Origin of the sequence: Parapedobacter sp. (assembly GCF_035556095.1) — a bacterium.
Lineage (GTDB): Bacteria > Bacteroidota > Bacteroidia > Sphingobacteriales > Sphingobacteriaceae > Parapedobacter.
Map to the genome: position 1 here is coordinate 113460 of NZ_DATMFT010000012.1, position 12056 is coordinate 125515.

Here is a 12056-nt window from a genome sequence, read left to right on the forward strand (position 1 = left end):
CATTACTCTTTCTCTGTTGCTTTTAGTCGTAATTTTAATAAACTGACCACACCGATGGCGGCAATGCTCAATACCACGATTTCAAACATGGTGTCGAGCCCCCGGAAGTCGACCAAGATAACGTTGACCACATTTTTTCCCTTGGCGAGGGTATAGGCGTTATCGCCGTAAAATTGGCTGATCTCCTGATCAACGGGTTGGTTCAATACCTGTATGGCGATAAGCGCGATAATCAGTCCGAAGGCCGATGCCACAAGTCCATCGCGTATCCGTATTTTGCGGTTGGCAAAATTCAGGAACGGCGGTAGCCGGAACAGTACCAGCACGAACAACACGACCGTCAGCGTATCGATACTGAACTGGGTCATAGCTAAATCGGGGGCGCTGTAAAAAACAAACAACAGGCACACGCAGTAGCCGAGGACGCTGGTGGCAACCACTACCGTGAGGCGCGAAGACGCCGTGACCGTGATGTATACGGCGGCAATGAGGATGGCGGCAACCACCACTTCGTATATAGCCACGGGCGAAAGGTTGTCAATGGTGAGGCGTATCGGCCCGCCGGTAACTAGCCTAGCCGCGAATAGCAATATGGCGGCCACGATAATGCACAGCAGGTACACCCGCAGGTAACCATTGTGCAGCGTGCGCGTATATTTGATGGATATTTTACGGGCGAACCGGGCCAGTTGGCCGATAACGTGCTTGGGCGACATCGTGTTGTAGCGCTCAATGCTGGCCAGACTAGCGGCAGAAGGCTTCCTGAAGAAATACAACAACGTGCCCAACGCGAGAGTGACCCCGCTCAACAGCAATACCAAGTTGAAACCGTGCCATAGTTTGAGTGGCGAATCGATGGCCGATTGATGCATGGCTTGTGCAGCAGGGTTGAGCAGCGCACCATCGACTAACCAAGGGGCGCAACCGAAGACGACGCCCAGCACGGCCAGAAGCAGCGGTGCACCCCACAGCAGTCCATGCGGTAGGTGTACCTGGCTGAAGTGCCCGGGGAGCGTGCCCGTAAACGGCCTGATGCCTGCCAGGAAGCCTGCGCATAGAAGCAGTGCGTTGGTTAAAACCGCTAACGCAGTGAGCACGATGGTTAAGATTCCGGTCGTATGTAAGGTTGCTTCGTAAATGAGATCTTTGCCGATAAAGCCGAAGGTGAGCGGCAAGCCGGCGCTGGATAAAGCAGCCAGGAGACCGGCGATGGAAAGCGGCATTAATACCTTGCGCAGACCCGATAACTGCGTGATATCGCGGGTGCCGGTTTCATGGTCGATGACGCCCGCAGTTAAAAAGAGTGACGCTTTGTAGAGCGCGTGCACCAAGATGAAAACGGATGCCGCCAACAACGATTCGGAGGTGCCGATGCCGATAAGGAAGACCAACATGCCCAAAGCCGCGACGGTAGAATAGGCCAAAATCGACTTGAGGTCCGTCCGGAAAATGGAATGGAACGCGCTGTAGAGCATGGTGATACCGCCAATGGCTACGAGTGGGTACATCCAATAATCGGTGCCGCCCAGTACTGGTTGGAGCCTAGCGAGGAGGTACACGCCGGCTTTGACCATCGTGGCTGAATGCAGGTATGCCGACACGGGTGTAGGGGCTTTCATGGCTCCCGGTAACCAGAAGTGGAACGGGAACTGGGCCGATTTCGTGAATGCGCCGGCAAAAACCAAGAGCAATATCAGACCGTAGAGGGCATGGTTTTTCAAAAATTCATTGGTGCCCAGCATCTCCTGGATGGAGTAGCTGCCCGATAGGTGGCCCATCAGAATCAACCCGGCCATGAGCAGAAACCCGCCACCGCCGGTAACACCCAAGGCAATCAGCGAGCTTTTGCGGGATGCTGCGTTGTCGTTATTGAATCCGATGAGGAAAAACGAGCTGATGCTGGTGAGTTCCCAGAAGATGAAAAGGAGTAAGACGTTGTCTGACAGCACTACGCCCAACATCGCTGCCATGAAGAGGCTGAGGTAGGCATAGAACCGATCGAGGTAGCGGTGACCTTTTAGGTAGGGCGCCGCGTATAGAAATACCAGCGACCCGATGCCGGTGATCAACAGACTGAACAACAGGGAGAGGCCATCCAGGTGGAAATCGAAATTCACACCCAGCGAAGGCACCCATGGCTGGTGGAAATGGATATCCCGGCCAGCTTGGATTGCCGGTATAAAACTGGCAAAATAGGCGAATAGGCTAATCGGCAACAGGGAAGCCAATATAGCCAACCGGCCCTTCAGGTACTTCCCGAAAGGGATATATAAGATGGAAACAATAAGGCCTGCAAGTACAGCTATCAACATCAATCAAGTTCGTTTAGTCCTTGGAGGGCACTAAAATATATAAATTTCTACAAGGGAATCGTATAAAAGTTGAAATAATAGGAATTATTGAAGGTTCTTCTTAATATTGGATGTTCTCAAAATAAATCATTAGTAAACGATGAAGATAGCGATATTAGATGGATACCCATTGAACCCCGGCGACCTGAGCTGGCAATATTTGGAAAAATACGGCGATGTGAAGGTATACGAACGCACGGCTCCGGCTGAAATTGCCGAACGGGCTGCTGGTGCCGAGATTGTGTTGACCAACAAGGTGCCCTTGACTACCGAAGTGCTGAAACAGCTACCGGATCTGAAATACATCGGGGTACTGGCAACCGGATATAACATCATCGATATTGCATATGCCAAGGAACGGGGGATTGTGGTAACCAACGTGCCGGGATATAGCACCCAATCGGTGGCGCAACTTACATTCGCACTTCTGCTGGAACTTTGCCATCATGTGCAGCGGCACAGTGACCGGGTGAAGGAAGGCAAATGGTCGCAATCGCCCGACTTCAGCTTTTGGGACTATCCGCTGATTGAGCTTGCCGGAAAGACCATGGGGATCGTTGGTTTTGGCGACATCGGTAGGCAGGTGGCGGATATTGCCACGGCCTTCGGTATGCACGTTGTGGCTCAAAGCCGTACGGAGACCAACCAATCGCAGCGCCCCAATTTCCGATGGGTGGGGTTGGATGAACTGTTGGAACAGTCGGATGTGGTGAGCCTACATTGTCCGCTGACGCCTCAAACACAAGGATTGATAAATACAGATACCTTGGCCAAGATGAAAGCCAGCGCCTTTTTGTTGAATACTTCGCGGGGGCCATTGGTGGATGAGGAAAGCCTGGCCGCTGCATTGGATGCGGGTAAGTTGGCAGGAGCAGGTGTGGATGTGCTGGCGGCGGAACCGCCCCCTGCGGACAGCCCATTGTTTGCTGCGAAGAACTGCTTGGTAACGCCGCACATTGCTTGGGCCACTAGAGAGGCCCGAGCCCGCTTGATGGGTACGGTTGAGGAAAACTTGGAGGCCTACATAGCGGGCCGGCCAAACAATGTGGTTAATCAGTAATTGATGCATATCCTTATAGCTCCAAATGCTTTTAAACATGCGATGGATGCCGCTGCTGCCGCGGAGGCAGTCCAGCATGGGTTGTTGGCAAGCCGGCTCGCTTGTACGTGCCAGTGTTTTCCGATAGGCGACGGGGGCAACGGTACCTGCCGGTTGATTATAGACCGCCTGCAGGGTGAGCTGGTGCGCGTGCAGGTGATGGACCCGCTAGGTCGGCCGGTAACTGCAACATTCGGCTTGGTCGAAGGCGGGGAGACTGCTGTGATTGAAATGGCCGATGCTTCTGGGCTCCACTTGCTGGCACAAACAGAACTGGATCCGCTGCGTGCCAACTCGTACGGAACGGGCCAATTGATTCAGGCGGCGTTGGACAGGGGTGCCCGGAAAATCCTCATCGGCATGGGGGGATCAGCTACGGTAGATGGTGGTAGCGGTATGCTCCGGGCCCTTGGCGTTCGGTTCCTCGACCGCACGGGAAAGGAAATAACGGCCCTACCGGCTGGCTTGGGGGCACTGCATACAATTGACCTGTCTGGCTTGGACGGACGGTTACAGCAGGTAAAGGTGACGGTGCTCTGCGACGTGGATAACCCGTTGCTGGGTGAAACCGGTGCAGCCCAAGTGTTCGGTCCGCAGAAGGGTGCATCTGACAATCAGGTGCGGCAATTGGATGACTTATTGGTGCACTACGCCGAGGTTATACAGTTGAAGACCGGCGAGGACATTACCACCCGCCGCTCCGGCGGTGTAGCTGGTGGGGCTAGTGCCGGCCTGGCCGGCCTGTTGGGCGCGGAGCTGGTCGATGGGATTGATTACTTCCTGGATTTAACCCGCTTTGATGAATCGTTGTCGAAGAGCGACCTCGTGATTACCGGTGAAGGACGGATCGACAGGCAGACATTGCAGGGCAAAGGACCTTTTGGCGTTGCCAGCCGTGCCAAGCGGATGGGATTGCCAGTAATCGGTCTGGCGGGTAATATACCCGTTACGGTAGATGGTGAGCTCGCAGCATATTTCGATGCGTTGCTGGCTATTGGCAGCGGGCCGTCGTCGCTGAATGAGGCTTTGGCTGCCACTGCCGATGATCTGGCTCGAACGGCAAAGCAACTCGGGAACTTGTTGGCGATTTCACCTGGTATCCGATAACAAATCGATAACAATCCGATTACTCAAGAAATACTGTAAATTTTTATGTTTGTGCGAAATCCATGAACGTTGTAACTAAAAGATACTGAAATGAAGAAAAATCGATGGTCGCTATTAATGGTATGTTTCGTGTGCTTTTTTGCGGTGGGCAGCCACGCTCAGGAAGCGCAGTACGAACCACCAAAATTAAGTAATCCGGACTCCTGGTCTTTGGTGTTGCTGCCGGATCCGCAAAGTTATGTGAAATTTGAGCGTAATCAAGGTATTCTTGAACTGATGACGAGCTGGGTGAGTGAACAGATCGAACCGTTGAATATCGGGATGGTAGTCTGCACGGGGGATTTGGTAGAACACAACGACTGGCTAAACCCCAACGGTACACAAGGTAACCAGCCTGGCAAGCAGCAATGGGAGGCCGTAGCACGGGCATTTGGACGGTTGGATGGCAAGGTACCTTATGTAGTAGGTACTGGCAACCACGATTACGGAGTGAAAAACATTGAGTATCGGCGTACGAACTACCACCAGTATTTCCCTGTGGACAAGAATCCGCAGTCGCAGAAACTGCTGCGCGACGTGGGCATCGACAACGAAGGGTATCCTTCACTGACGAACGCAACGTATGAGTTTACGTCGCCCCATGGGCGGCAGTTTCTCTTAATGGTGCTTGAGTTTGCACCCCGTGACACCGTGCTGCGCTGGGCGCTTGAAACCGTTAACCAAGAGCGATATGCCGGGCATACCGTTATTTTACTTACCCATTCGTACCTCAATTCAGCGAGTGAGCACATTGTGAAAGAAGGCTACCCGATCACGGACGGCAACTACGGTGCGGCTGTATGGGAAAAACTGGTGAAACCTTCGAAAAATATACAACTGGTGTTCAGTGGCCATATCGGTAAGCCGGACGATGTATTGGGCCATATCGGCTTTCGCACGGATACCAATGCCGGTGGAAAAACGGTACAGCAGATGGTTTTCAATGCACAGGCGCTGGGCGGTGGCTGGCATGGCAATGGCGGCGACGGTTGGCTGCGCTACCTGGAATTTCTGCCCGATGGTAAGACGGTGAACGTAAAGACGTTTTCGCCGTTGTTTGCGGTATCGCCAGCCACGCGGCATCTTGCATGGCGCACGGCCGACTACGATGAGTTTTCGTTTAAGCTCGACTGAATTATAATGGAACGCGGATGATGCCGATGTGACGGTTATCCGCGTTCCTAAATGCTTATCCCCTCAACTTCTCCGCACCTTCCTTGATTTCTTCTACCACGGCGGGATCTAGCAGTGTAGTGATGTCGCCTAGATTGGATGTGTCGCCCTCGGCTATTTTCCGGAGGATGCGTCGCATAATCTTACCTGACCGGGTCTTCGGCAGGCCGCTGACAAACTGGATTTTATCGGGTTTGGCTATAGCTCCGATAATACGGCTTACCGTTTGGTTGATATCCTGCCGGGTAAGGTTTTCGTCTACGTGGTGGCCGGAGGCGATGACATAGGCATATATGCCTTGGCCCTTCACCGAGTGCGGGTAACCCACGATGGCTGATTCGACTACATCGCTGTGCATGTTGATGGCGTTTTCCAGCTCGGCTGTACCGATGCGGTGGCCCGAAACGTTCAATACATCATCTACTCTGCCCGTAATGCGATAATAGCCGTCTTCATTGCGCAGGCAGCCATCGCCCGTGAAATACATGTTTTCATAAGTCGAGAAATAGGTCTGCCGGCAACGCTCATGGTCACCGTAGGTGGTGCGGATCATACCTGGCCACGGGAACTTGATGCAGAGGTTACCACTCACGTTATTGCCTTCCAATTCCTTGCCACCTTCATCGACAAGCACCGGTTGGATGCCCGGTAATGGCAGCATGGCGAAACTGGGAATGGTAGGCGTGATACCCGCAATGGGGGAAATCAGAATGCCGCCATTTTCTGTCTGCCACCAGGTGTCTACGATAGGTGCCTTTCCCTTTCCGATTTTTTCATTATACCAATGCCAGGCCTCTTCGTTGATAGGCTCGCCCACGCTACCTAGCTTACGGATACTGCTGAGGTCTTTGCCGTCCACATACCCATCACCAGCTGCCATCAACGAGCGGATCGCGGTAGGTGCTGTATATAGGATGTTCACTCGATGCTTTTCAACGATATCCCAAAAACGCCCAGCATCGGGCCACGTGGGTATACCCTCGAACATCAATGATGTAGCGCCTTGCGACAGCGGACCGTAAATGATGTACGAGTGGCCTGTGATCCAGCCGATGTCGGCGGTACAGAAATATACTTCGTCTGGTTGGTATTGGAATACGTTGGAAAACGTGTACCCCGTATAAACCATATAGCCCCCGCAGGTGTGTACAACCCCTTTGGGCTTGCCCGTAGAGCCTGAGGTGTAGAGGATGAACAACATATCTTCGGCATCCATCTCTTCGGCAGGGCAGGTGGGATTACCTTGGGTTTCTACTTTGGTGATCTCATCTTCCCACCACACATCGCGTCCCTTAATCATAGAAACCGGTGTACGGGTGCGGGTAAGCACAATAACGCGATTTACAGATTTACATTGCACCAATGCATCATCTACAATGTTCTTGAGTTCGATGGTTTTTGTACCACGGAACCCACCATCCGATGTGATGACCAGCTTGCAGCCGGTGTCGTTTATGCGGTCGGCGATGGATTGTGCTGAAAAGCCGCCGAAGACCACCGAGTGGATGGCGCCGATGCGCGCACAGGCCAACACCGCAATAACGAGCTCGGGTACCATCGGCAAATAAATACATACGCGGTCACCCTTGCGTACACCGTTGTTTTTCAGTACGTTGGAAAATTGCTCTACTTTTTCAAGCAGTTGTTTGTAAGTAAGCACCCGATGCGCCTCGTTGGGGTCGTTGGGTTCCCAGATGATCGCCGGCTTATCGCCTAATTGGTAGATATGGCGGTCTAAGCAGTTTTCAGTGATATTGAGCTTTGCGCCTTCAAACCATTTTATATTGGGTTCCTTGAAATTCCAGTTTAATACGTTATTCCACTTACGGCGCCAATAGAAGTGATCGGCGATCCCCGCCCAGAATTCCTCGGGTTTTTCTACGCTGTCTTGGTAAACCCGCTGGTATTCATCAAATGATTTGATTTGTAAATCCATATTTAGTTTAACTTTTTTGTGTTATTTTGTCGGACAATAAATTGGCCTATTGGGTATATAGAAGGGGCTAATTTACATACTTTTTGCAAAAAAGCGAATTTTCCGCCGGGTGCTACCAAATTACAATCAAAGGTTTCTGGATACCTTGCTATTTAGTAATGTATTTATTGCCTGTTGTGCCGTGGCGCAGGGGGGGATGACCTATCTCTTGCTTTCATTGCCTGTTGACTATACGGTATTGGCTATTCTTGGGGGTGCAACACTGGCATTGTATAACTTCAGTATGATCTTAGCGAAGCCGCGGCACCCGGAAACCTCTCCCTTCCGGCGGGTGAGGTGGGTATTCAGGCATGAACGGTCTCTCTGGGTGTGGACCGGGGTAGCATTGTCACTTGCCTTGGTGCTCGGATTGCAACTACATATTCCATCGTTTATATTGCTGGGGGTGATGGGTGCCATGGGCCTGGCGTATAACCTGCCAATTGTGCGGGTAGCCGGGGAACAGCGAAGGGCAGGGCTGCGACAGATTACCGGATTGAAATTGTTTTACATCGGTTTGGTTTGGGTGATGAGTAGCGTGTTGCTCCCGGTAGCGGAAGCGTATCACGATGACCTCCACATTGTATGGTCCCAAGTATGGCAATTGATGGCCTGGGTATTCCTTTTTGTGGTGGCAATCACCATCCCGTTTGATATTCGTGATATTTATCAGGATCGGTACTACGGGTTGAAAACCATCCCGGTATTATTCGGTGAACGTAAAGCGCTGGTGTTATCCAGCGCATTGTTGGCGGTACAGATGGGATGGGTGTGGTTTAGCGATTACCCGCTGGATATCCGACAAGCGTTGATTGTCGTGTCGGCCCTATGCCTGCTGTTTATTTTGGCACCGCCGGTCAAAAAGAACGAGTATTACTATTTTCTGTTTCTCGATGGCATGATGCTTCTACAGTTCTTCGCCGTGTGGTTGGCGTTATTGGGCTGAAGCTTCCCCCGATAGATGGACAATTACTTTTTCAACAAGTATATCTGCGATTTTAAAATAGCTTTCCACGCTCCATCCGGCCACGTGCGGGCTGCATATCACCTTTTCGTGCGCAATTAACGGCTCGAACCAAGGCTGCTCATTCAGCGCCGGGAATTTTTCGACGGGCAATACGTCAAACGCGGCCCCCAGTATCCTTCCTTCATCCAGGGCCGCCAGTACCGCCGGAATATGGACGATTTCGCCACGGGCGCCATTCAGAAAGAATATCGGTTTACGGAAACGGGCTAAATACGCGTCATCGACCATTTGGCGGGACACCGCCGTAAGCGGAATATGCAGGCTGACCACATCGGCCCGTTCTGTTACCTCTTCCATGCTTGCTTCCGTGGCGTATGCATCGCTGAATCCGGTTTTGTACTTATCATACGCAATTACGTCGACGTTGAAACCAGCAAGCTTGCGGGCCATGGCACCTCCATTATTGCCGTAGCCGATGAGTGCGACGGTACGTCCGCCGAGTTCCAAACCGCGGTTCTCTTCACGCTGCCAAAGACCGCTCTTAATCTCGGTGTTGCCGCGATTTAGGTTATTCATCAGCGACAACAGCATGCCTACCATATGCTCACCTACGGCATCGCGGTTACCCTCGGGTGCGTTGAGCAAGGTGATTCCGCGCGCTTGTGCATAAGCTTCGTCAATGTTGTCCATGCCCGCGCCTCCCCGCGCGATGAATGTGAGTTGCGGAGCTGCGTCCATAAAAGCAGCATCAACTTTGAACTTCGAGCGGATAACCAAACCGGTGTATTGAGGGATGATTTGCAATGCTTCATCTTTACCGATGGCTGGCAAGTAATCAAACGCGATGTTTTTTGATGTTAGTTTTTCTGCAAAAATGGGATGGATATCATCTACGATAAGCAACCGGGAAGGGAGTTTAGTCATATTCGTTGAGCAATGTCATTAGTTAGCGTTATAAAATCGGCAACAGCGAGCCGTTCTGCCCGCAGGTCATATAAGGGGCTTTCGCCCATTCTGTCTTTTGGGATGATGCCTGACAGCGCATTCCGAAGGGTTTTGCGCCGCTGGTTGAATGCCGCTTTTACGACGCGCCAAAATAGTTTTTCGTCGCAACCGAGCGTTTCTACTTGACTACGGGTAAGCCGGATGACGCCGGAAAGCACTTTGGGGGGTGGGGCAAACGCGCCGGCCTTGACCGTAAAGAGATATTCGACATCGTAATAAGCTTGTACCAATACACTGAGAATGCCGTATTCTTTACCGCCCGGATGGGCTGCGCAACGCTCGGCCACTTCTTTCTGGAACATGCCCACCACCTCCGCCACACGGTGGCGCTCTTCCAGTACTTTGAACAGGATTTGGGACGAAATGTTGTAGGGGAAGTTGCCGATAATCGCTAATTTACCGGTCATGTGGGCGTCGAAATTCAGGGTCAAGAAATCGCCGTGGATGAGCTTGTCGCCAAGCTGCGGATAGCGATTGTGTAAATACTGAATGGACTCTCCGTCGATATCGATGAGTAGGGTGCGGTAACGCTCTTCCTGTAGCAGGATGTCTGACAGGATGCCCATGCCCGGCCCGACCTCCAGCACGGTATCGTAGCCAAGTTGCGGACGCAGCGCTGCCACAATCTTGACGGCGGTATGTTTATCCGTTAGGAAATGTTGTCCCAAGTGTTTTTTCGCGCGGACGCTAGCCATGGATGTGTTGGATTTTGCTGCAAGCCGAGCAAAAGTAACTTTTTTTTGTAACTTTCCGCTATAAAAGTATAGGCTCGGCGGCCGCGTGTAGACCAATCATTGCGACATAATAATGGTTTGTATGTCGAAACAACTTTGTTTAAGTTTACGGATTGGATTATGAAGGAAATAGCAAAAATGCTGATGCTGGGTGGTGGAATAATCCTTATCGTGGGGATGATCGTCTATTTTTCAGGTGATAAATTGAAGTGGTTCGGCAACCTGCCGGGTGATATACGGGTGGAGCGGCCGGGTTTCAGCTTTTACATGCCGATTGCCAGTATGCTGCTTGTGAGCACGGTACTGAGCGCGCTGGTTTGGCTTGTGCGTAAAATGTTTTGAGCGCGTGCACTAAAATTCCTGCTTTTCCGCTATCAAAATTGCTTCAAAGCGGCAGCCGAGTAGATCGCTAACGGCGTAAGCCCTCATGAGCATCTTTAAAACAGATGGGTAGGCGAATAACGTTGCTTTTTTTTTCAATGCGATTATAATTGCATATAAAAGCAACTTTATCTAAGTTTGGTAGCCAAAGAACACTGTGGATATGAGTGACAAACTGAAAATAGGAATATCGATTGGCGACGTGAATGGCATCGGGCTGGAAGTCATTATTAAGACATTGGTAGACAGCAGGATGATGGAATACTTCACGCCAATTGTCTATGGAAGTACCAAAGTTGCCTCGTTCCATCGAAAGGCATTGGGAATTAATGACTTCAGTTTCAATGTGATTAATGCGGTGCAACAAGCCAATCCCAAGCGGGCCAATATGATTAATTGCTGGGAGGAGGAAGTAAAGATTACGTTGGGCGAGGAAAATGAAATAGGGGGAAAATATGCATTCCTATCCTTGAAACATGCAGTGGATGACTTGGTGCGTGGGGAAATCGACGCGTTGGTTACTGCGCCCATCAATAAGCACAACATCCAGCGGGAGGGATTCGAGTTTCCGGGCCACACGGAGTATTTGCAGGCGCGCACGGAAAGCAACGATGCCCTCATGTTTATGGTCAGCGATGAGTTGCGTGTGGGGGTGGTGACAGGGCATATTCCGGTGAAAGATATCGCGCCGAACATTTCAACTGAAGCGATTATATCCAAGTTGGCATTAATGGACGCTAGCCTGAAGCGCGACTTCTGGATTCGGAAGCCGAAGATTGCCGTTTTGGGGTTGAACCCCCATGCCGGCGACAACGGATTAATCGGTAAGGAAGATGAAACCATTATCGCTCCGGCGATCGCGGAGGCGAAATCAAAAGGTGTTTTTTGTTTCGGCCCTTATCCGGCCGATGGCTTCTTTGCTTCGGAGACGTACACTAAATTTGACGCCGTGTTGGCGATGTATCACGATCAAGGTCTCATTCCATTTAAGCATATTGCTGCGCGCAGTGGTGTTAACTTCACAGCGGGGCTTCCCGTGGTACGCACATCGCCCGATCATGGTACGGGTTATGACATTGCGGGAAAGAATGTTGCATCGGAGATGTCGTTCCGCGAGGCGGTTTTCGCCGCGGTCCATATCGTGGCTCGACGAAGGGAGCAAGATGAGCTGTTGTCAAATCCGTTGATCTCTAGGCGCTTGTCGCGCGACCGGGATTAATCCCCG

General features: G+C 51.6%; 10 protein-coding genes. 6 read left to right on the forward strand and 4 right to left on the reverse strand.

What is annotated here, in order from left to right; translation table 11 throughout:
• Positions 1-2: 2 nt before the first annotated feature.
• Entirely contained in the window at positions 3-2312 is a 2310-nt protein-coding gene (locus VNQ80_RS06575) for a putative monovalent cation/H+ antiporter subunit A (protein ID WP_325636668.1), read from the reverse strand.
• A 139-nt stretch (positions 2313-2451) separates the two neighbouring features.
• On the opposite strand from VNQ80_RS06575, the gene VNQ80_RS06580 reads away from it, so the two are divergent.
• From VNQ80_RS06580 to VNQ80_RS06590, 3 genes are all read left to right on the forward strand, one after another.
• A complete protein-coding gene (locus tag VNQ80_RS06580) occupies positions 2452-3411 on the forward strand; it encodes a D-2-hydroxyacid dehydrogenase (RefSeq protein WP_325636669.1) in 960 nt (319 codons plus the stop codon).
• Between the two features lie 3 nt (positions 3412-3414).
• Positions 3415-4557, forward strand: coding sequence for a glycerate kinase (locus VNQ80_RS06585; protein WP_325636670.1), 1143 nt, complete (start codon positions 3415-3417; stop codon positions 4555-4557).
• A 90-nt stretch (positions 4558-4647) separates the two neighbouring features.
• Entirely contained in the window at positions 4648-5730 is a 1083-nt protein-coding gene (locus tag VNQ80_RS06590; RefSeq protein ID WP_325636671.1) for a metallophosphoesterase, read from the forward strand.
• 55 nt (positions 5731-5785) lie between these two features.
• Here VNQ80_RS06590 and acs read toward each other — a convergent pair whose 3' ends face one another.
• Positions 5786-7705: an acetate--CoA ligase gene (acs, locus tag VNQ80_RS06595; RefSeq protein WP_325636672.1), complete on the reverse strand. Its 1920-nt coding sequence runs from the start codon at positions 7703-7705 to the stop codon at positions 5786-5788.
• A 145-nt stretch (positions 7706-7850) separates the two neighbouring features.
• Between acs and VNQ80_RS06600 the strand changes: the two genes are divergently transcribed.
• A complete protein-coding gene (locus VNQ80_RS06600) occupies positions 7851-8690 on the forward strand; it encodes a UbiA family prenyltransferase (RefSeq protein ID WP_325636673.1) in 840 nt (279 codons plus the stop codon).
• Here the strand turns inward: VNQ80_RS06600 and VNQ80_RS06605 are convergent.
• Positions 8679-9635 (reverse strand): NAD(P)-dependent oxidoreductase, encoded by a 957-nt coding sequence (locus VNQ80_RS06605; protein WP_325636674.1) that lies wholly within the window; start codon positions 9633-9635, stop codon positions 8679-8681. The two genes, VNQ80_RS06600 and VNQ80_RS06605, sit on opposite strands and share 12 nt — an antisense overlap.
• A complete protein-coding gene (gene rsmA, locus VNQ80_RS06610) occupies positions 9632-10411 on the reverse strand; it encodes a 16S rRNA (adenine(1518)-N(6)/adenine(1519)-N(6))-dimethyltransferase RsmA (RefSeq protein WP_325636675.1) in 780 nt (259 codons plus the stop codon). The genes VNQ80_RS06605 and rsmA overlap by 4 nt, the downstream gene beginning before the upstream one ends.
• A 159-nt stretch (positions 10412-10570) precedes the next feature.
• Here rsmA and VNQ80_RS06615 point away from each other — a divergent pair, with 159 nt between their 5' ends.
• The gene (locus VNQ80_RS06615) at positions 10571-10792 is read left to right on the forward strand and encodes a DUF2905 domain-containing protein (RefSeq protein WP_325636676.1); all 222 of its coding nucleotides are present in this window, start codon (positions 10571-10573) and stop codon (positions 10790-10792) included.
• A 202-nt stretch (positions 10793-10994) separates the two neighbouring features.
• On the forward strand, positions 10995-12050 hold the full coding sequence (gene pdxA / locus VNQ80_RS06620; protein ID WP_325636677.1) for a 4-hydroxythreonine-4-phosphate dehydrogenase PdxA: 1056 nt from the start codon (positions 10995-10997) through the stop codon (positions 12048-12050).
• The last annotated feature ends 6 nt before the right edge of the window (positions 12051-12056 follow it).